The sequence below is a fragment of the Luteimonas lutimaris genome (assembly GCF_039537065.1).
Taxonomy (GTDB): Bacteria; Pseudomonadota; Gammaproteobacteria; order Xanthomonadales; family Xanthomonadaceae; genus Luteimonas; species Luteimonas lutimaris.
Window position 1 is genome coordinate 60,633 of record NZ_BAAAZU010000030.1, and the last position, 19,912, is coordinate 80,544.

General features: G+C 66.8%; 16 protein-coding genes and 1 tRNA gene. 2 read left to right on the top strand and 15 right to left on the bottom strand.

Going from position 1 to position 19,912, the window contains the following annotated elements; translation table 11 throughout:
• Positions 1-9 precede the first annotated feature (9 nt).
• The 9 genes from ABD679_RS13375 to ABD679_RS13415 all read right to left on the bottom strand — a co-directional run bounded on the left by ABD679_RS13375 (position 10) and on the right by ABD679_RS13415 (position 14,220).
• Positions 10-1,716 carry a heparinase II/III domain-containing protein gene (locus ABD679_RS13375; RefSeq protein ID WP_344760497.1) on the bottom strand — a complete coding sequence of 569 codons (1,707 nt, stop codon included), beginning with the start codon at positions 1,714-1,716 and terminating at the stop codon, positions 10-12.
• A complete protein-coding gene (locus ABD679_RS13380) occupies positions 1,713-6,827 on the bottom strand; it encodes a glycosyltransferase family protein (RefSeq protein WP_344760498.1) in 5,115 nt (1,704 codons plus the stop codon). Before ABD679_RS13380 ends, ABD679_RS13375 begins: the two co-directional genes overlap by 4 nt.
• Before the next feature lie 28 nt (positions 6,828-6,855).
• Complete coding sequence (gene wecC, locus ABD679_RS13385; protein WP_344760499.1) at positions 6,856-8,133, bottom strand: UDP-N-acetyl-D-mannosamine dehydrogenase; 1,278 nt, start codon at positions 8,131-8,133, stop codon at positions 6,856-6,858.
• A 51-nt stretch (positions 8,134-8,184) separates the two neighbouring features.
• Positions 8,185-9,273, bottom strand: a complete 1,089-nt coding sequence (locus ABD679_RS13390; RefSeq protein ID WP_344760500.1) for a glycosyltransferase — start codon at positions 9,271-9,273, stop codon at positions 8,185-8,187.
• A gap of 239 nt (positions 9,274-9,512) precedes the next feature.
• Positions 9,513-10,346: an ABC transporter ATP-binding protein gene (locus ABD679_RS13395; protein WP_344760501.1), complete on the bottom strand. Its 834-nt coding sequence runs from the start codon at positions 10,344-10,346 to the stop codon at positions 9,513-9,515.
• A gap of 12 nt (positions 10,347-10,358) precedes the next feature.
• Positions 10,359-11,192, bottom strand: coding sequence for an ABC transporter permease (locus ABD679_RS13400; protein WP_344760502.1), 834 nt, complete (start codon positions 11,190-11,192; stop codon positions 10,359-10,361).
• Complete coding sequence (locus ABD679_RS13405) at positions 11,189-12,334, bottom strand: cystathionine gamma-synthase (protein ID WP_344760503.1); 1,146 nt, start codon at positions 12,332-12,334, stop codon at positions 11,189-11,191. The genes ABD679_RS13400 and ABD679_RS13405 overlap by 4 nt, the downstream gene beginning before the upstream one ends.
• A gap of 135 nt (positions 12,335-12,469) precedes the next feature.
• Positions 12,470-13,846: a pyridoxal-phosphate dependent enzyme gene (locus ABD679_RS13410; protein WP_344760504.1), complete on the bottom strand. Its 1,377-nt coding sequence runs from the start codon at positions 13,844-13,846 to the stop codon at positions 12,470-12,472.
• A gap of 155 nt (positions 13,847-14,001) precedes the next feature.
• Positions 14,002-14,220 (bottom strand): HP1242/YdcH family protein, encoded by a 219-nt coding sequence (locus ABD679_RS13415; protein ID WP_344760505.1) that lies wholly within the window; start codon positions 14,218-14,220, stop codon positions 14,002-14,004.
• On the opposite strand from ABD679_RS13415, the gene ABD679_RS13420 reads away from it, so the two are divergent.
• The gene (locus tag ABD679_RS13420) at positions 14,219-14,440 is read left to right on the top strand and encodes a hypothetical protein (protein ID WP_344760506.1); all 222 of its coding nucleotides are present in this window, start codon (positions 14,219-14,221) and stop codon (positions 14,438-14,440) included. The genes ABD679_RS13415 and ABD679_RS13420 overlap by 2 nt on opposite strands.
• A 179-nt stretch (positions 14,441-14,619) precedes the next feature.
• Here the strand turns inward: ABD679_RS13420 and ABD679_RS13425 are convergent, their stop codons facing one another.
• Entirely contained in the window at positions 14,620-15,225 is a 606-nt protein-coding gene (locus tag ABD679_RS13425; protein ID WP_344760507.1) for a hypothetical protein, read from the bottom strand.
• Entirely contained in the window at positions 15,222-15,563 is a 342-nt protein-coding gene (locus tag ABD679_RS13430; RefSeq protein ID WP_344760508.1) for a DUF4398 domain-containing protein, read from the bottom strand. The genes ABD679_RS13425 and ABD679_RS13430 overlap by 4 nt, the downstream gene beginning before the upstream one ends.
• Positions 15,564-15,699: 136 nt before the next feature.
• Between ABD679_RS13430 and ABD679_RS13435 the strand changes: the two genes are divergently transcribed.
• Complete coding sequence (locus tag ABD679_RS13435; RefSeq protein ID WP_344760509.1) at positions 15,700-16,815, top strand: PilT/PilU family type 4a pilus ATPase; 1,116 nt, start codon at positions 15,700-15,702, stop codon at positions 16,813-16,815.
• Between the two features lie 152 nt (positions 16,816-16,967).
• Here ABD679_RS13435 and maiA read toward each other — a convergent pair whose 3' ends face one another.
• From maiA to ABD679_RS13455, 4 genes are all read right to left on the bottom strand, one after another.
• Entirely contained in the window at positions 16,968-17,633 is a 666-nt protein-coding gene (maiA, locus tag ABD679_RS13440; RefSeq protein ID WP_344760510.1) for a maleylacetoacetate isomerase, read from the bottom strand.
• A gap of 121 nt (positions 17,634-17,754) precedes the next feature.
• The gene (locus tag ABD679_RS13445) at positions 17,755-18,750 is read right to left on the bottom strand and encodes a fumarylacetoacetate hydrolase family protein (RefSeq protein WP_344760511.1); all 996 of its coding nucleotides are present in this window, start codon (positions 18,748-18,750) and stop codon (positions 17,755-17,757) included.
• 156 nt (positions 18,751-18,906) lie between these two features.
• The gene (locus ABD679_RS13450; protein ID WP_344760512.1) at positions 18,907-19,647 is read right to left on the bottom strand and encodes a 2OG-Fe dioxygenase family protein; all 741 of its coding nucleotides are present in this window, start codon (positions 19,645-19,647) and stop codon (positions 18,907-18,909) included.
• A gap of 137 nt (positions 19,648-19,784) precedes the next feature.
• Positions 19,785-19,859: transfer RNA gene (locus tag ABD679_RS13455), tRNA-Gln, on the bottom strand.
• Positions 19,860-19,912: the final 53 nt, after the last annotated feature.

A 19,912-nucleotide genomic window follows, 5' to 3' on the forward strand; every position in this document is an offset into this window, starting at 1 on the left:
CGTTCCTTGTTATTGACTGCCATCATCCACGCCCTCGCCATCCAGCAGGCGGAAACGCAACATCGCGTGCAAGTGGTTGGCGGACCATTCGAACGCGACCAGTTGCGCCGGCTCGACCCGCCCGGCGATGCGCGAGACGACCGGCCCGTCCACCCCGGGAATGGCCGGGTCGAGAAGCCGAACTTCGTTCGCCCGGCGCCCCATGTTGTCGATGACGAGCCGCCTGCCGGTCACCTTCGACTCCAGCGTGACCTGTTGTCCTTCGATCCGGACGCTCTTGTCGGCGGGCACGTGCCAGAGGGAAAGATAGTTCCTGCGGCGCGGCTTGCCCGACTGGATGAGGGAATCGACGACGGTGAACTCGCGTGCCACTGCATCGACTTGGACGTCACGCATCGCGACATGGCCGGGATAGCTGTGGGATATGCCGCGGACGGCGCCGGCGCCCTGTGTCGAGGGGATGCGTAGCATCGGCAGCACGGCGGCCGGGGGAACCCAATCCCACCTGTCGGCAGGCCGCCCCGGAACCACAGGCACGTTGTGTGCCCACTTCGACCGCATGTACCTGCGCAGCGGATCCTGCTCCGCGTAGCTGTAGGCACCCGAATCGATCAGCCAGTCCTCGCCCTCGCAGTACAGGACGAGGCTGAGGTCGTCGTCGTGGCGGTGGTAGCCCGAGCGGTAGCCGCACCGGAAGACCAGATGGAACGCGCGGCGCCCCTCGCCCGGTGGATACCACGCATCGCGGGCTATGAAGTAGCCAGCCTGTGGATACAGGACGGTGGTGTGAGGCGGCGGCACTCCCTCCGCGCCGTCGGTCGCAACGTACCTCAGGTGGGCGTAGTCACGCGTCGCCCGGTAGCGGCGGAAGTAGGTGGGGACGGGCGCCTCCACGGTGTCGCCGATCACCGGAAGGGTGCCATCCGGCCGCGACACATGGACGAGGTAGCGCATCGCGCGCGGCATCAGCGCGTCTATGCGGTCGGCCAGCGCGGCGATCTCCCCCTGCGGGAAGTAGTCCCGGATCTTGAGGAAGCTCAGGCAGACGTAAGCGTGGTAGCCGGGGCTGTTCTCGACGTGCACACCCTCCCTGGTGAAGGCGAAGTCGAGTTCGTCGACCAGCCGGTCAATCGCGAGCGCCATGCGCGCGGGCGACCGGGGGTCGTCCGGGAACAGGTCCGCGATCACGGCGAGCGTCCTAGCCTGCTCGATCCCGTGGTTGGTGTGGCGGGAGTAGAACTCCTCGGTGGCCAGGAGGTCGGCATGTCCGTGGATCGCGGCGGCGACTTCCTGGTGCGCCTCCTCGCGCAGTCCGCGCATGTGCAGGTGCGCGAGCAGGAAGACCAGGTTCTCCGCCTGGGCCGCGACTGCGTGGTCGTTGCGCGCGAACTCATAGCGCTTGAGCTTGCCGCGGATGGCCTTCTGCCAGGATCGCAGGGCCTGCAAGGCCCACTCCAGCGCGGCCGCGTCGTCGTTGCGTGCGTGGTGCGCGATGACGCTTGGCATGAAGCGGAACGCCGCAACCGACCACTGCCAGCTGCGGCTCTGGTGCGGATTGACGGCCCAGTCGTCGAACAGGCGCACCGCCGTGTCCGGGTAGCCGGGCACCGCGACGACGTCGTCGTGGACGAGCCTGCCGCCTGCCGCCACGAGGGCGTCATTAGCCTGGAAGGACTCGATGCGACGTTTCAGCGCCGTGGGGACGTGGATCTTCAAGACGCACTGCCGCTGGTTGCAGCTGCTAGCCCGCGGGCCGCCTCGAGCAGCAGCGGCGCCACGTGCCGCTCGCGCACGGCGGAAAAGGTATACCGCGCGGCGATGCCCTCCAGTTGGCGGCGTGCCTGGGCGAGGATCTCCGGGTCCCGGGCCATCGAACGGAGCAGGTCCGCAAGCGACTGTGCGGTGGCGAACAGCGGATAGCCGGCGCCGAAGAGCCCTTCGTTGACCGCACCTGGCGCAAGTACGGGAGGAGCCCCACTCGCCGCATACTCGAGCAGCTTCGTTGACAGCTCCAGGGTGCGCTCTTCCAGCTGTGGCAGGCGCCAGGCCCAACCGGCGTCCATCCCGCGCAGACGCTCCAGTACCTGCCCGCGGTCGAGCCCGCGGCGCCAGACCACCCCCTCGTCCTGCAACCGCGCTTCCACGAACGGCCGGAAACCAGGATCGTCCGGCGGGTTGTGGATCTTGTCGCCGAACACGTGTAGCTCGATCGGCACGCCTTCGGCACGCAGCCGGCCCACCGCGTCGAACAATTCGCGTATTCCCCAAAGCGGCGCGAACTTGCCCGCATAGGCCAGGCGCAACATGCCATCGGTCCGCGCCGGTGCGACATGCCCCTGCTCGTAGTCCGGGATCATCGGTGGCAGCAGCCGCGTCTTGCCCGCGGCCTCCGGCGACATCGCGACCAGATGTTGCTCCAGCGCGGGCGTCTGGCAGAGGACCAGCGCCGCTCCACGCGTGACGCGCCGCAGCGCGTCGAGTCGTTCCGGGGTGAAGTCGTCCGCATGCTGCGGGATGTCAGTCAGGTAGACCCAGAGCCTGCCCGCGAGTTCGGCGCGCTCCTGCGCGAGCAGTGCGAGATCGAAGCCACGCAGGACGACCGCGTCGTATCCGCGCGTGCCGTCCGCTTCGACGATGCTGTCCAGCGCCTGCTCCGGCCTCAGCCGCACCGTATCTCCCGCCGGTTCGATCAGCCGCACGTTCACCATCCCGAGCAGTTCCCGGATCACCTGCGTCTGCCTGATCCGGGCCTTCAGGAACAGGTCCACGTCGACTTCGTCTTCACCCGCAAGCACGCGCGCCAGCGATGCCGCCCACACTGCCGAACCGTCGATGAGGTTCAGGTCGAGGTCGCCGTACAGCGCGATCCGCCTGCGCGTGCGCGGCGCTGTTACCGGCACCGGCAATGGTTCATCCGCGGACCTGCGGTCGGGCAGCATCAGGGCGAGTTCGCGATCCAGGGTCCGGGCCGCCCCGCTCTGCGCGCGCACGCGCGCGGCGGCGGCTTCCGACAGGGAGAGGAACAGGTCGGGCTCGGCATGCAGGCGCCGGATCGCATCGGCGATGCCACGCCAGTCCTCAGGCTCGGCCAGCATCGCGCACGAGGCGTCGGCGAATTCCGGGATGGCGGAAACGCGGTTGGTCACGGGCACGAGACCTGACGCCATCGCCTCGTCGCGCGAGACTCCCTGCGAATCAATCCGGCTCGGCGCGAGGAACACGCCGTATTCCCTGTGCAGCGCCGCGATTTCCGACTGACTGAGGAACCGCTTCTCGAGCACGACGTTGGGAAGGTGCCTCACCGGCTCGACGGTTTCATCAAACAGGCGCCCGTCGCCGATCAGGCGGAATTCGAGCTGCCCGAACCAGGGTTCATCGACAAGGTCGAGGATGGCTTTGACCACCAGGTCGTTGGCGTAGGTCGGCCGGCTGTAGGGGCGAATGGAGAGCAGCCGGTTGCGTTGCGCTGCCGGCTTGGGGGTGTACTTGAACAACTCGCCGTCGACGTGGTTGTGGATGACCACGTAGCGGGAGGGGTCCAGCTCCACCCCGACATCGCGCATCGCCTCGCGCGCGAGGTGGCGGGACACGAAGATGAACTTCGTATTGTCGGGCGTGTCGGCGAAGATGTCGCGCCAGAACGCCATGCGATCGTTGCTTCGCTGGATGCCACGCTCCCGGTCGCGGTCGTCCAGGAAGCTGAAGTCACGCCGGTACCAGGGCTGGATCTCCGCGCCGTGGATCCAGACCAGGATCTCGCGATCGGACGCGCACTCCTTCAGCGTCGACCACAACGCACGGTCCAGCGAATGCACCAGCACTGTCCGGTACGGATTGCTTCGGATCATCAACTCGAGGTCGGACAACTGGCCCGAAACCACGTCGATGTCCTCGAATTCACTGAACCGGACGTGGTCTTCATTGATACGGAACACGTCCACGGGCACGCCCGCTGCCGCGTAGCCCTTGATCCGGCGGTGCACGTAGGCGTAGCTGTAGAGGTTGTCGTAGGCTGGATACCCGCGACTGACAACCAGGTGTTCGGCTCGGGCCGGGATGCCCGCGGCAGGCGACGGAACATGTCCCAGCACGAGCCGCCTGACAGTAGCCTCGCCGGGCCCCTGGACCCGAAGCCCCAAGCGCACATGGCAGGTTCCCGCCGGCGCCGAAATACTCAGGTTGGAACTGCAAGCCCTGATCGCATGGCCGATGCGCTCGCGCTTGGCATCGAGAAAGATGAAGACGAAGCTGACAAGCATCTCCGTATCGACCACGAGGTTGAACTTGCCGATGCCCCCGGGGAACAGCTGCGCGACGGGGAGCGGCCGGGGCGCGTAGAGGTAGGCGTGGAGGTCGCCGGCCAGCTTCGAGCGCAGCAGCAGCCTGCCTTCCCGCAGGGCTAGGCTGACGCGGCCGTCGGCATGCTGGTCGCCGCACGGCAGGATTTGCGCTAGTTCCGCGGCATCCATTGCGGGGCTCGATATCTGCTCGGCAGCTAGCACGTCTGCGGCCGTCGCCGTCTCGGCCAGCCGATGCAGCCGCTGCAGCGACACACCGGCCCATAGCCCCGCCAGGTCGCCGACCAGCGTGGCGTCGATCCCGGCCCCTTTTTCGCAGTAGTGGAACTCGTCGATCGCGCAGGCATCGTGGACTACCACGTCCGCGCCGCGCCGCGCCATCGAGAGGAGGTCCGCAACCGGGGACTCCGCCGCTCGCACTATCGCACGCCGCAGCGGGATCGACTGGCCGGTGCGGTAAGCCATGCCCTCGTCGCGGAGTGACACGCGCTGGCCGTCGAACGTGAACCTTGCCGCCTTGCCGATGGGCCCTGCCCCGGCGTAGCGCGTCGCCAGCACGAGGTCGGTCAGGTAGTGCTCGCCATGGTGGTCTTCCGGATCGAAGCACGCGACCCACGCCTCGGGCCAGCACGCTGCCAGTCCGACGTTCGCCGCATCGGCCTCGGTGACCACCGTGAGGCCCACGCGCTCCTGCACATCGAGCCCGGCCGGGACCACAAGGACCAGTTCCCTGCTCGGGTGACGCTGGCGTTCGAATGCCACGCACAGCCGGGCAACCTGGTCCGCATCCGATGCGTGGCCCACGACGACGACGTGCGGCAGGCCGTCGTCGACGGCCCTGCCACCAACCTTTTCGAGCACGTAGCGCAGGCGATCCTGGTAGGTATGCTCCGACATCACCTTGCGCAGGCCTGCCAGGCGAAACCGGCGGTAGGTGGAATCGTCGCCCAGCAGCGGCCGTACCCGCGCGGCGAGTTGCGTCCCGTCGTCGGAGGCGATGACCAAGTCGCCCAGCAGCATCCTCAGCCCGCGCGAGAAATTGCTCACGGTCACGGTGTTGCTGGCCAGCAGGTCGAACGCGCGTCGCGCGAACATGCTCTGCGACTGCTTGACGGTATTGATGTTGATGCCGTACCGATACCCCTTGTATGCCAGCGATATCTGCGTGTACGGAAGCGAACCCTGGATCATCGGGTCATACACATCCGGGAAGGCGAGCGCGGGATCGTCCTTGCCGGCGTTTCGATCATAGATGTCCACCGGTCTCAACCGTGACATCGAATCGATGATGGTCGCGAAGTCGCGCTGTCGCTCGGGATACTTCGCGTAGAAGGACCCGGCAAAACAGAAGCCGTCCTTGCGCTGATATTCCTCGATCGGATTGTGTTCTGCCGGCTGGCAAGCGAAAGGCAGCCAGTAAACCTGTTCGTGGCCCAATGCGGCCTTGTAGGCGCGGACACAATCGATGTCGGTGGTGAACACGAAATCGAACTGGCGGGCGGTGCGCATGAATACGCTGAGGTGGACTGGGTCCTCCTTATTCCAGAATACGGTCGGAATCCTGCGTTCGCGGCACCAGGCAACCATGTCCACCATCTCCCTGGACAGCGGATAGACCTTGCGCGCCCAGCTTTCGTCCCTCCCCTTCCACGCCGACTCGACGAGCAGCAGGTTCGGTTCGAACTCCTCGATCTCCCGACGCCAATCCTCGGCGCCGATCTGCAGCAGATCGCCGCAGTGGCTGAACGCGTTGAACGAGAACTCGTCCATTACCGTCGCAATGCGCAGCGTGGCAAGGTTGTCCGGAAGGAGCGGCGCGGCTTCGGTTCCCGGCGACAGGCGCTGTATCGGCTCGGCAACGATGACCGATTCCGTCATCCAGTCAGCGTCCTTGCCGGCTAGCGCAACGTCGGGCCCCAGATCCGGCTGACTGTCGGATGGTGTCTGCCTCGCGCCGCGGCGAAGGCGGTTGGAGATTCGGGGCCAGGCCTCGCGCAGCAGCGCAAACCCGTCATGAGGAAGCATCAGCATCCTTTTCGGGCTCCGGGCCGCGCCCAGCAACAAGCTGCCAAGCCGGAAAGAGAACGAGTTACGCAGCACCTCGGCGTCCTTGCTGGCCTCCCGAGATTTCCTTCGCTCCCTCTCCAGGATGGCATTGATACGCCTGCGATAGCGGAGCTGCTCATCAAGCTTGGCCAACAACCGCCGGACCTCCTCGTCCCGATTCCGTAACCGGTCGTCGACCGCAGCGCAATCGTGTCCAGGCGAACGACTTCCCATGGCGATGAGCGCCGACTCAAGCACGGCCAACTGCTCTTGGATGGACGCTATTCGCTCCTGCATCGCCGCTTCCGCCCCATCCCCGATCTCAGCGAGGCGCGCGATATCGGGAGGAGAGGTCCCCAACGCGGCACACTCCCGGGCCAAGCTCTCGCAAGCATCGATCGCCAACTCCACCGCGCGCCGGGCCGGTGTATCCCCGCCATGCTCTACGCCAGGCTGCTCCGTGCTCTCCGACCCTTCGCTCATGACAACCTCTGGAGAATGCTGCGACGTGTCAGCGCCAGTAGCCCACGGTATCGAGCACTCGCTTTCCTTCCAGCGACGAGAATGCGCGGAACGCCGTATGGCCAACCAGCATCACGATAATAGTGGCGTCCTTGATGGCCTGCTCCGGGGACACGATGGTAAGGCCCGCCTTCTGCCTGGCTTCCTCCGGCAACGCGTGTGCATAGGGATCGGTCGACAGCACGCGCGCACCGTGGTGCGCGCTCAGCCGCGCCGCGATCTCGAACGCAGGGCTCTCTCGGAAATCATCCACGTCCGGCTTGTAGGAAAGCCCCAGACAAGCGACTTTCGCGTCCGGAAGCTCGGCCATCGCGTGCTCGACCTGGTCGATGACGAACTCGGTCTTGGCATCATTGATCTCGCGCGCGGCGCGTATGAGCTTGGCCCGCTCGGGTGAAGTGGCGACGATGAACCATGGATCGACCGCGATGCAGTGCCCGCCAACCCCAGGCCCCGGGTTGAGTATGTTCACACGCGGGTGCCGGTTGGCGAACTCCACGACCTTCCACGCATCGACTCCAAGGCCCGCGCATATCATCGACAGCTCATTCGCAAAGGCAATGTTCACGTCGCGGAAGGCATTCTCGGTAAGCTTGACCATCTCGGCAGTGCGATCGTCGGCAAGATGACACGTACCGCGCACGAAAATCTTGTAGAGATCGGACGCGCGCACCGCACAACGCTGCGTCATGCCGCCAATGATGCGGTCGTTTTCCACCAGTTCCTGCAGCATCCGGCCGGGGATGATCCGTTCCGGGCAATAGGCAATGCAGACGTCGGCGTTCTCACCGGCCTGGTGCGGGAACCGAAGATCGGGACGCGCGGCGGCGAACAGCTCGGAAAGCATTCCCGTGGTACCCACCGGCGATGTCGACTCGAGAATGACAAGATCGCCCTTCTTCAGCACGGGCGCGATCGATTCTCCGGCGGCACGAACATAACTCACGTCGGGAGAATGGTTCGCATCATGGCCGGCGGGCGTGGGCACGGCGATGATGAAGTTGTCCGCGGCGACCGCAGACGTGGTGGCCCTCAGGAAGCCGGCGCCGACACAACGCCCCACCAACTCGTCGAGCTCCCCTTCCTCGATGTGTGCAGTGCCGGAGTTGACTGCATCCACCGCTCTCTGGCTGATGTCGACGCCGGTGACGTGCACGCCGTTGGAGGCGAACATCGCGGCCGTCGGCAAGCCGATGTAGCCGAGGCCGATTACCGAGAGCGTGCCGCTGGCAGCGGACCGTTGCTGGGATTCGGGGGTCTGGTTCATTTGATGGGATCCTAGTGTTGATTTCACTATTTGCGGTAAGAGAACAAAATACTAGCCAGCCGCGGCAGTGCGGAGCACGCGGGCCATCTTTGCAGCGGAAGCCTGCCAGCTGTATCCGTGTACGGCCTCCTGCCCGAGGTCAAGACCGGCCTCAAGCCGCCCCCGGGCACCGAGCTCCACGAGCTCGCGCAGCAGGGTGGATATGCACGTGCGTTCCGGGGCGCAGATCCAGCCGCGCCGCAGAGCGGACAATTCGCCGGCCGCCGCCGACTTGCCGTCGCCGATATGCAGGATGGGGCGCGCGGCACCAAGGTACTCGTAGAACTTCCCCGGCACCTGCTCCGGGGCATCGTTGCCAAGGTCCACCAGCACGTCCGCCGTCCGCTGCAATTCCAGAGCATGCGCATGCGTCACCGCCCCCAGCAATCGGACGCGGCCGGGATATCGCTCCCGCCATTCGATGATGCCGCGCGGCATTCGCCTGCTGGCGATCGCCAGGCGCACACCCGGCACATCGACCACTGCCTCGAGTAACTCGTCGATTCTGCGAAAAGCGTACAAACTTCCGGTATACAGCAGTTCGAGCGGACGGTCGGCACGCGAACGAGCCTGCGCATCAATCGCGAGCGCGGCGTCGAATCCCTGCGGGATAACCGTGATTCGCCGTCCATCCACGCCATGGCGGGCCATCAATAGTGACCGTGTCGCATCCGAGGTGACGGTGACGTGGTCGGCCTGTTCGCAGACGACTCCTTCGAGCCGAAGGGCACGGCGTCGCCATCGCGGTGGCGTGTACGGCGCCGCCACGGGATCACCGAGATCCGCGACCCACGGCACCCCCGCGCGGCGCGCCTCCTGACCAAGTGCAAGTACGCTGGCCGGCTCATGGGACGTCACCAGCACGCCGACTCCGCCGTCTTGCAGCAGGCGACGCACGACCTTGCGCGCCCACGGATTCCATTCAGCCCGGATATCGGGAAACATCATCGCCCCCAAGCCGCGCTGGAAGCGCTCGACCAGCCGGCCCTTCCAGTTCAGCCCACCGCCACGGTCCGGAAAGAGGCGTTCGGTGGTCTGCCCATCACCACCGGCGACCTGCCGCTTGCCGGGAAGCGAGCGCAACCAGTCCAGCGTCGCCATGAAGGGGCCGGGCCAAATCCTTTCGACGTCGCATTCACCGTAGCCCGGAAGCCCACGCCCATCTCCACCGCCGCGAGGCGCGACTACCCTCATCCGCACGCCCGCACCCGCCATCTCGCGGCACAAGTAGGCCCATCGCAGCGATTGCGGCGAAGGCGAAGGTGGATACTCATAGGCAACGAGAAGTGCGTGCTGAACCCGCAAGTTCACTTCCCGGCCCGGCTCGACAGGCGGATCGATCATTCTGGCCTGGCTGCCTTCCGCCTGGCCGCGGCCCGCTTCTTCGCCCTGGCGATCTTCTTGTCGTACCTCGGCACGTAACCAGGCAACGACTGGTAGATCGCCTTGTAGGCATCGATGGCTTCTTCGACTGGCCCAATGAAGACTTGCCGCCCCCCGTCGAGCACCAGGCCACGGGAGCATGTTTTCCTGATCATCTGCAGGTTGTGGCTGGCGAGCACCATGATCCTGCAACCATCTACGCGATCGCTCAGCCTCGTCCGCGCCTTGGCGATGAAGCTGGCGTCACCGGCGCCAAACCACTCATCCATCAACATGATGTCGTGCTGTACGGAAGTGGATATGGCGAATCCAAGGCGCATCCTCTGCCCTGACGACAACGTCAGCAACCGATGCCGCGCAACTTCCGCGAGGTCGGCGAATTCCAGGATCGAGTCGACCAACTCGGCCATCTTCGACAACTTCATGCCCATGGCGGTGCCACGCAGAAAGATGTTCTCGCGGACAGATGCGTTGTTGTTGAAACCGAGACTGAGATTCAGCAATGCCTGCCGTGTTCCCTGCACCTCCAGCATCCCTTCGGTCGGCTGGAAAGCGCCGCTGAGCACCCGTAGCAAGGTGGTTTTGCCTGCACCATTGCGCCCGAGCAAAGCGATACGATCACCATCGTCCACGGTGAAATCCAGGCCATCCAGGATCGTCCTGTACTCGCGCCTGGAACGGACGAATGCTTCGGAGAGAATCTCCCGCATGATTCCCGAGGCCGTCGGTGCGCGCTGCACGTAGTTGGGAACCTTGAGGGACATCCCCTTGGCCTGAATCTTCACCGTCATCGAATGCCTTCCTCAGACCCACAGCGCCACGAACCTGGCATAGCGCCGGTACAGCCAGCTCGCCAGGCACCAGCCCACTACACACATGACCAAGGCGACGATGACCGACGACTTCTCCGGCAGATGCCCAAGCACCGGTGATCGAACCAGGTCGATCAGGTGGTAAGCCGGGTTGAGTCGCGCCAGGAACCCTCGGAGCGAGTCCGGCGGAAAGCGATCAATCATCCACAGGATCGGCGTCAACAGAAACCCGGCCACCAGCACGGTCCCGATGGCATCGCGCGTGTCGGGGAAACGCGCGCCAATCAAGCCCACGCACACCGAGATCCAGAACAGGTTGGCCAGCAACAACGGCATCGTCAGAAGCATGGTGGCCAGCGACAACAGCCCTTGCCACGACTGGAACCACAGCACCACGGCGACCACGACGATCATGCCGAACAGGAACTGGAGACCCGCCTTGGCGAATGAGCGCAGCAAGAAATCGGTCAGGCGTACGCGTCCGTCCATGATGTATGCCTTGTGGGAATGGAGCGTTCCCGACGAATCGTTTATCACCTGCAGCATGAAGCGCCAGACGACGTAACCGGTCGCCAGATACGGCATGTACTCCCCGATCTGGTATCCCATCAGATGCGAGTAGACATTCCCAAGCAACGTGACGAAGATTGCAGTCGGCAGCACCAGCCATGCCAGACCGAGGACGGAACCACGGTACTTCGCTGCGATATCAAGCCAGCTTGAATATGTCCAGAACGACGGCGACCTCAGGCTCTCGATGAGACTTGGGGTCAGCCTTGGGCCGGCAGTTCGAACACTGCGCCGAACTGCAATCATGCTGTTCATCCAACGGCTTCCAGAGCGTTCACCAGGTCTTGCGACAGATCGTCAACCGACTCCACCCCCACGCTCAACCGCACCAACTCATCCCCGATCCCCAGCCGCGCCCGGTTCTCGACCGGCACGCTGGCGTGGGTCATCACCGCCGGGTGGTTGACCAGGCTTTCGACGCCGCCAAGCGACTCGGCCAGGGTGAACAGCTGCGTGCGTTCGCAGAAGCGCTTCGCAGCCTCGAAACCGCCCTTGAGCCGGATCGAGAGCATGCCGCCGAAGCCGTCCATCTGCCGCTTCGCCAATGCATGGTGCGGGTGCGAGGGCAGGCCCGGGTAGATCACGCCCTCGATCGCCGGGTGCGATTGCAGGAATTCGGCCAGCGCCTGGGCGTTCTCGCAGTGCGCCTTCATCCGCAGGTGCAGGGTCTTCAGGCCGCGCAGTGCGAGGAAGCTGTCGAACGGCCCCTGCACCGCGCCGGCGGAGTTCTGCAGGAAGGCGAGCTTGTCGGCCAGTTCGGCGTTGTCGCCGACCACCAGCATGCCGCCGACCATGTCGGAGTGGCCGTTGAGGTACTTGGTGGCCGAGTGCATGACGATGTCGGCGCCGTGTTCGAGCGGGCGCTGCAGCATCGGCGAGGCGAAGGTGTTGTCGGCGACCATCAGCAGGCCGTGCTTCTTCGCGATCGCGGAGATGGCCTGCAGGTCGACGATCTTGAGCAGCGGGTTGGTCGGGGTCTCGACCCACACCAGCTTCGTCCTGGGCGTGATCGCCGCCTCGAAGGCCGCCGGGTCGGTCAGGTCAACGAAGCTGAAGTCCAGTCCGGCGCTGCGCCGGCGCACGCGCTCGAACAGGCGGTAGGTGCCGCCGTAGAGGTCGTCCATGGCGATCACGTGGTCGCCGCTGTCGAGCAGTTCCAGCGCGGTCGCGGTGGCGGCCATGCCCGAAGCGAACGCGAAGCCGCGTGTGCCGCCTTCCAGCCCGGCCACGCCCCGCTCCCACGCGTAGCGGGTCGGGTTGTGGGTGCGCGAATACTCGAAGCCCTGGTGCACGCCCGGGCTGGACTGGGCGTAGGTCGAGGTGGCATAGATCGGCGGCATCACCGCGCCGGTGCTGGGGTCGGGGGCCTGTCCGGCGTGGATGGCCTTGGTGCCCATGCCCCAGTCGGGGGAGCCGGCCGGAGCCGCGCCGTGATCGTTGTTCATAAGACCCGTGGATTCAGCCGATGCAACCGCGAATTCTACCATCGGGCGGGCAGCTTCCCCGTCGTCAGGGACCGCCTGGCCGACTGCTTACTGAACGCGCCGGCGCAGGTAGTTCAGCAGGTCGATCCGGGTGATCAGGCCGAGGAAGTGGTCCCCATCCATCACGATCGCGACCTGGCCGCGGTCGAACACCGGCAGCAGGCCCTCGATCGGCGATTTCACGTCCAGCAGCTCCAGCTTGCTGACCATCGCGGTCGAGACCGGGTCCTGGAACCGGGCCTCGTCCCCGTAGACGTGCAGCAGCGCGTCGGACTCGTCGAGGATGCCGACGATGCGGTCGCCGTCCATGACCGGCAGCTGCGAGATCTCGTACAGCTTCATCCGCTGGTAGGCGGTGACCAGCAGGTCGTTGGGGCCGACCACCACGGTGTCGCGGCGCGAGTACGGGCGCAGGATCAGGTCGCGCAGGTCGCCGTGCTGCTCGCGCTCGAGGAAGCCGTTGTCCAGCATCCAGTAGTCGTTGTAGAGCTTGGACAGGTACTTGTTGCCGGTATCGCAGACGAACAGCAGCACCTTCTTCGGCGTCGTCTGCTCGCGGCAGTACTTGAGTGCCGCGGCCAGCAGGGTGCCGGTGGAGGAGCCGCCGAGGACGCCCTCCTTCTCCAGCAGTTCGCGCGCCGCGAGGAAGCTCTCCTTGTCGCTGATCGCGTAGGCCTTCTTCACACGGGAGAAGTCGGAGATCGGCGGCAGGAAGTCCTCGCCGATGCCCTCGACCATCCAGCTGGCCGACTTGTCGCTGAGCGTGCCCTCGTTGATGTACTCGGCCAGGATCGAACCGACCGGGTCGGCGAGGACCATTTCCACGTCCGGTGCGTGCTTTTCGAAGCAGCGCGACAGGCCGGTCATGGTCCCCGAGCTGCCGCAGCCGAACACCACCGCGTCCACCCCGCCCACTTCCGCCATCTGGCGCAGGATCTCCGGCCCGGTGCCGTGCTCGTGCGCAGCCGGGTTGTCCGGGTTGCCGAACTGGTTGATGAAGTAGGCGCCTGGGGTTTCGTCGGCGATGCGCGCGGCCAGGTCCTGGTAGTAATCCGGGTGGCCCTTGGCCACGTCCGAGCGGGTCAGCACGACCTGCGCGCCCATCGCCTTGAGGTTGAAGATCTTCTCCCGGCTCATCTTGTCCGGGACCACGAGGATCAGCTTGTAGCCCTTCTGCTGGGCGACCAGCGCCAGGCCGATGCCTGTGTTGCCCGCCGTGCCCTCGACCAGGGTGTCGCCGGGCTTGATGTCGCCGCGCCGCTCGGCGGCCTCGATCATGCTCATGCCGATGCGGTCCTTGATCGAACCGCCGGGGTTCTGGTTCTCGAGCTTCAGGTACAGCTCGCACGCGCCGGTGTCCAGGCCGCGGGCCTTGACGATGGGCGTGTCGGCGATGAGTTCGAGGACGGAAGAATGGATCGGCATGCGGCGCTCGCGGAATGCAGACGGAGCGCGATTATCGCATCCACCACGGGGCGTCCGGCAGCAAGGCCTGCCAGCAGCCGGGCCGGCAGGCCCTGGAGATCGCGGACGGCGACGACCGACGAGGATGGCCGCCGCCGCCCGCGAATGGGACGGTGTCAGTGTTTCAGGGATTCGAACAGGCGGGACAGGCGATCCTTCGCGACCAGCTTCTCCCGCTTCATCTGCAGCAGGGTGCTGTCATCCACCGGCAGCACGCCGAGTTCGGCGTCGAGGACCTTCTTGTCCAGTTCCTTGTGGTGGTGGTAGAGCTGGCGGAACTCCGGGTTCGCCTTGAACAGAGCATCGAGCTCGGCCTGCGGTTGCCCTTCAAACATGGAAGCCTCCTTCAGCACAAAAACGAACGCCCCGGGCATGGGCACGGGGCGTTGCGGGGTGATCGGACAGGGCGGACGGCACGGGGAACTTCTTCGGGGCACCGGGCCGGATGCCAATTCCGGCGGCGCGATCCCGGTGGATTTGCAGCTGAATCATGTCGTCGTGGCCCTGCGTCTGCCAGGCGGCCAAGTCGGGGATTCCGGCCACCTGCAAGCCTGACCCTACTCCCCCGGATCGGGGGCGGCAAGCGTATGGCGCAAGCTGCTGATTCCCCTGGGGTGAACCCCAGGTCCGGGGCGTCGAATTGCGTGATGCCGGCCCTGGGGCCGGCCCGAAATACGCGCGCAACTTATTGAAAATTAACCGGTTCTTATCGACAACCGAACAAGTCCGGTCCGTCAGGGCTGGTCGCTGCCGTCGTCCTGCGCCGGGTCGCCCTGCTGCATCAGCTCGGCCTCCTGCCGGGCCAGTTCCGCGGCCCGCTTGCGGGCGGCGCGCAGCTTGGCCGCCTCGCCGCTGGCAACGCTGTCCAGCGCACCCTCCACCTCGGCCCGGGCGGCGGCGTCCTGGTCGGCCTGCTCGCGCAGGCGCGCGGCTTCCTCGGCCTGGATCTGGGCCTGGACACGCAGGCGTTCGGCTTCCTGGCGCGCGCGTGCGGCCTCGCGCCGGCTGGCTTCGACCAGCAGTTCGCCGCGCTCGCGATCGAGGCGGTCGATTTCGGTCCGGGTCACGGCCGTCCGGGCGGCGATCTCGGCGGTTTCCACCCGCGCCTGCGCCACCTTCAACGCGGCCGCGCGCGTGGCGCTGCGGGCCTGTTCGAACGCCTGCACCGCCTGTCGCGCCTGCAGCCGCTCGTAGGCGGCCACGCCCGCGGTCGCCGGGTCAGAGTCCAGGGCCTGCAGGCGCTGCGACAGGCGCTGCGCGTCGGGATTGTCGGCAGCGTGGGCCGGGGCGGCGGCCAGCAGCGCGGCAGCGAGCACCAGCGAGATCGGCAGGGTCTTCATTGTCCGTCCTCCACGCCCAGCTTCTGGCGCAGCCGGCTGATCTCGGCACGGCGCTGCGCCAGCTCGGTCTCGGTGACCGCCTGGTTGCTGCGCGCACGCGCCAGGTCGGCGACCGCGGCGGCCTGCACCGCCAGCGAGCGGGCTTCGTCCTCGCGGCCCCTGGCCATCGCCGCCTGCGCCATTTCCAGCGCGCGGCGGGCCTGCGAAATCTCGTCGGCCGCGTACTGGTCGGCGTCGGCGTCGCCGGCCTGCGACACGGCCTGGCGGGCAGCGGCCAGTTCGGTGGTGGGCGGCGGCAGGCTCGCGCAGGCCGTGAGCGCCAGCACGATTGCGAACACGGGCACCTGCAGGGCCGATCTGAATTGTGCGAAGCTTGTGGCCATTGGGGGGTCGCGCTCCCGGGGATCCGCGGCCATTGTCATCAGCATCCGGCGGAATCGCAACGATTCCTCGCCCGGCAGTGGGGGTTCGCTCATGGACATCGGCTATTTCCTGAAGCTGATGACGGAAAAGAATGCGTCGGACATGTTCCTGACGACGGGCGCGCCCGTGTACATCAAGGTCGAGGGCAAGCTCTACCCACTCGGCAACACCGGCCTGCCCACCGGCATGGTCAAGAAGATCGCCTACTCGCTGATGGACGAGGGCCAGGTACCGCAGTTCGAGCGCGACCTGGAGCTGAACATGGCGCTGTCGCTGCAGGACTCGGGGCGCTTCCGCGTCAACGTGTTCAAGCAGCGCGGCGAGGTCGGGATGGTGATCCGCTCGATCCGCAGCACCATCCCCAGCATCGAGGAGCTGCAGCTGCCGCAGGTGCTCAAGGAAATCATCATGGCCCCGCGCGGGCTGGTGCTGATCGTCGGCTCCACCGGCTCGGGCAAGTCGACCACGCTGGCGTCGATGATCGACTACCGCAACGCCAGCACCTCCGGCCACATCCTCACCATCGAGGACCCGATCGAGTACCTGCACCGGCACCGCAAGTCGATCGTCAACCAGCGCGAAGTCGGCCTCGATACGCACGCCTTCCACAACGCGCTGAAGAACGCGATGCGCGAGGCGCCGGACGTGATCCTGATCGGCGAGATCCTCGACGCGACCACGATGGAGGCGGCGATCGCCTTCGCCGAGACCGGCCACCTGTGCCTGGCCACGCTGCACTCCAACAACGCCGACCAGACCATCGAGCGCATCCTCAACTTCTTCCCCGAGGCCGCGCACAAGAACGTGCTGATGAACCTGGCGCTCAACCTCAAGTCGGTGGTGTCGCAGCGCCTGGTGGCGGGCACCGACGGCCGCCGCCTGCCGGCGACCGAGGTGCTGATCAACACCCCGGTGATCCGCGACCTGCTCCGCCGCGGCCACGTGCACGAGGTCAAGCAGGCGATGGAGGAGTCGCTGGAGGAAGGCATGGAGTCGTTCGACCAGTGCCTGTTCCGGCTGTGCAAGGAAGGCAGGATCGAGCGCGAGACCGCGCTGCGCGCCGCCGACTCGCGCGACGGCCTGGCGCTGAAGTTCCGGTTCTCGGAGGGCGCCAGCGGCGAACATGACCCGTACGCGGATGTGTTCGAAGGCGGCGCACAGGCCTGATCGCCGGCAGGCGCACAGCTTCGGAAAACAACACGGTAGAAGAGCCTCCCCCACCCATCCTCCCCCGTAAGCGGGGGAGGAGCGTTCGTGCCGTGCGGGAGTCGTTTCGAAAGCGTCGCAGTGATCCCCTTGCGACGGATCTTCTTCCAGTTTTATTTTCCGGGCGCATCCGGCTGCCGCTCCGGCCGCGCGGCGTCGAAGGCCGGCAGCGCCAGGCAGGCCTGTTCGATGCGCACGATGTTCGGGTATGGCGTCAGGTCCACGCCGAAGCGGCGCGCGTTGTAGACCTGCGGGACCAGGCAGCAGTCGGCCAGCCCGGGCGTGGTGCCTTCGCAGAATTCCCCGGTAGAGGGATGGTGCCGCAGCAGCGCCTCGAACGCGGCGAAGCCCTCCTGCATCCAGTGCCGCGACCAGACCTCGCGCTCGGGCTGCGGCACGCCCCAGTCGCGCTCCAGGTACTGCATGACGCGCAGGTTGTTGAGCGGGTGCACGTCGCAGGCGATCAGCTGCGCCAGCGCGCGCACGCGGGCCCGATCGCGCGCGTGGGCCGGCAGCAAGGGCGGCTGCGGCCACATTTCGTCGAGGTATTCGAGGATCGCCAGCGACTGCCGCAGCATGCGCTGGCCGTGCTGCAGCACCGGTACCAGCTGCTGCGGATTGATCTGCGCGTACTCGGGCCGGTGCTGTTCGCCGCCGTCGCGCACCAGGTGCACGGGCGCGATCTCGTACGGCAGGCCCTTGAGGTTGAGGCCGATGCGCACGCGATAGGCGGCGCTCGAGCGCCAGTACGAATGCAGGCACAGCCGGTCGGCGGTCATCGCGTCATGTTCCCCTGGTGACCGCGCAACGGCGCGGAAACGGGCACCTTAACGTGCACGCGGCAGCGCCGGAAGACCGCCCGTCGCGGCAGGCGGCCCACTCGGCCCATCACGCCGCGGATCAGGCCCCGGGCTTGGGCTGGCGCTCGATGCGCTGCTCGATGGCACCGAAGATCGAGCGCCCCTCGCCGTCGAGCATCTCGATGCGCACCGTGTCGCCGAACGACATGAACGGCGTCACCGATTCGCCCTGCTCCAGCTTCTCCACCGTGCGCTTCTCCGCGAAGCACGATGCGCCCAGGCTGGTGTCCTGGTTGGCGATGGTGCCCGAGCCGACGATGGTGCCGGCGACCAGCGGCCGGGTCTTGGCCACGTGCGCGACCAGCTGCGAGAAGTCGAACTGCATGTCCACGCCCGCTTCCGGCGCGCCGAACCATTCGCCGTTGACGTGGGTGACCAGCGGCAGGTGCAGCTTGTTGCCGCGCCACGCGTCGCCCAGTTCGTCGGGGGTGACGAACACCGGGCTCAGCGCCGAGCGCGGCTTGGACTGCAGGAAGCCGAAGCCCTTGGCCAGCTCGCCGGGGATCAGGTTGCGCAGGCTGACGTCGTTGACCAGGCCCACCAGCTGGATATGCGCGGCGGCCTGGTCGGGCGTGACCGCCATCGGCACGTCGTCGGTGACCACCACGATCTCGGCCTCGAGGTCGATGCCGTAGCTTTCGTCGACGACCTTGACGTTGTCGCGCGGGCCGAGGAAGCCGGCGCTGGTGGCCTGGTACATCAGCGGGTCGGTGTAGAAGCTCTCCGGCACCTCGGCGCCGCGCGCCTTGCGCACGCGCTCGACGTGCGGCAGGTAGGCGCTGCCGTCGACGAACTCGTAGGCGCGCGGCAGCGGCGCGGCCAGAGCGGCGACGTCGAGGTCGAAGGCGCCGTCGGCGCTGCCGTCGTTGAGCGCGTCGGACAGCGCGACCAGGCGCGGCGCGACGTTCGACCAGTCCTCCAGCGCCTGCTGCAGGGTCGACGCAATGCCGGTGGCATGCACGGCCTGCGACAGGTCGCGCGAGACGACGACGAACGTGCCGTCGCGGCCGCCTTCCTTCAGGGAACCAAGTTTCATCGGGACTCCGCGGATCAGGTGTCTGGAAATCGTTTCAATTGTAACTTTTGCCGGCGCGCCTTTGTGGGAGCGGCCATGGTCGCGATTGGACCCGAATAGATCGCGGCCATGGCCGCTCCCACAGGGGTTCTCCACCGCCGCCAGGTCCGGCCGCGCTCAGTCGTCGCCCTGGAAGCCGCCCTTGCGCCAGGTCAGCACCAGCGTGTCGCGATGGCCACCGGCGTCGCCTTCGGGCTGGATCGGCGTGGATTCGTGGATCACGCGGGCGTCGTCGAGTAGCAGCAGCGACCACGGCTGCTCCAGCGTGAAGCGCTGGCCGTCCGGGCCCCGGGCGTCGAACACGCGCGTCTCGCCGCCGCGGATGCCGACGCGGTCGACCAGCAGCACGGCGACGAAGTCGACGCCGTCGCGGTGCGCGCCCTCGGGCGTCGGGCGGCCGATGCCGTCGGCGGTGTCGATGCGGAACTGGTGCGCCTCGAGGTACCAGGGCCGCGCGTCGTCCAGCCGCGAGACCTGCGCCGACAGCCCGCGCAGCAGGCCCTGCCATGCGTCGCTGCCGGCCACCGCGTCCTCGACCGGCGCGAACCAGCGGCGCAGCCCGCCGTGCAGCGCGTTGTAGTCCTTCGACTGCCAGTGCGCGCGGTGCGGTACGCGCTCAAGCGCATCGCCATCGGCCACGAAGCAGGCGTGGCGCCGGCGTCGGTAGCTGCCGCCGTCGAGCAGGTACTCGTCCCGCGGCAGGTCGCTCCAGCTGGCCTTCAGCGTCTCCAGGCCGGCCACCGGCACGCCGCACAGCGCGGCCACTGCGTCGGGAGCGAACACCGCGTAGCCATGCCCGCGCATTGCCGGCACCAGGGCGTCGGCCGGCGTAGACGGAGCGGGGAAGATGGCGACCATGGCGCAGCCTCACGCGGCGACGGGAACAGCCGCCGGCCAGCGCCCGCGGCCCGAAACGCGCAAGCCCGCGCGGGGCGGGCTTGCGGTGTCCTGCTGGTCCGGCAGCGCCTGCGCGATCGCGGCAATACCGGCGGATTTGGCAGCCCCGGAAGGATTCGAACCTCCGAATGCCTGAGTCAGAGTCAGGTGCCTTACCGCTTGGCGACGGGGCTATGGAGCGATTGTAACCCGGGAACGGCGCAGTGGCGCGCCGTTTCCGCGGGGC

Bases quoted from the DNA above. Each gene is read 5' to 3' on its own strand.
- ABD679_RS13420 (WP_344760506.1), top strand. From the start codon at position 14,219: ATGGAAGCCTCCTTCAGCACAAAAACGAACGCCCCGGGCATGGGCACG.
- maiA (WP_344760510.1), bottom strand. From the start codon at position 17,633: ATGACCGCCGACCGGCTGTGCCTGCATTCGTACTGGCGCTCGAGCGCC.
- ABD679_RS13415 (WP_344760505.1), bottom strand. From the start codon at position 14,220: ATGTTTGAAGGGCAACCGCAGGCCGAGCTCGATGCTCTGTTCAAGGCG.
- ABD679_RS13435 (WP_344760509.1), top strand. From the start codon at position 15,700: ATGGACATCGGCTATTTCCTGAAGCTGATGACGGAAAAGAATGCGTCG.
- ABD679_RS13395 (WP_344760501.1), bottom strand. From the start codon at position 10,346: ATGACGGTGAAGATTCAGGCCAAGGGGATGTCCCTCAAGGTTCCCAAC.
- ABD679_RS13445 (WP_344760511.1), bottom strand. From the start codon at position 18,750: ATGAAACTTGGTTCCCTGAAGGAAGGCGGCCGCGACGGCACGTTCGTC.
- ABD679_RS13410 (WP_344760504.1), bottom strand. From the start codon at position 13,846: ATGCCGATCCATTCTTCCGTCCTCGAACTCATCGCCGACACGCCCATC.
- ABD679_RS13425 (WP_344760507.1), bottom strand. From the start codon at position 15,225: ATGAAGACCCTGCCGATCTCGCTGGTGCTCGCTGCCGCGCTGCTGGCC.
- wecC (WP_344760499.1), bottom strand. From the start codon at position 8,133: ATGAACCAGACCCCCGAATCCCAGCAACGGTCCGCTGCCAGCGGCACG.
- ABD679_RS13390 (WP_344760500.1), bottom strand. From the start codon at position 9,273: ATGGCGACGCTGGACTGGTTGCGCTCGCTTCCCGGCAAGCGGCAGGTC.
- ABD679_RS13405 (WP_344760503.1), bottom strand. From the start codon at position 12,334: ATGGGCACCAAGGCCATCCACGCCGGACAGGCCCCCGACCCCAGCACC.
- ABD679_RS13380 (WP_344760498.1), bottom strand. From the start codon at position 6,827: ATGAGCGAAGGGTCGGAGAGCACGGAGCAGCCTGGCGTAGAGCATGGC.
- ABD679_RS13400 (WP_344760502.1), bottom strand. From the start codon at position 11,192: ATGAACAGCATGATTGCAGTTCGGCGCAGTGTTCGAACTGCCGGCCCA.
- ABD679_RS13450 (WP_344760512.1), bottom strand. From the start codon at position 19,647: ATGGTCGCCATCTTCCCCGCTCCGTCTACGCCGGCCGACGCCCTGGTG.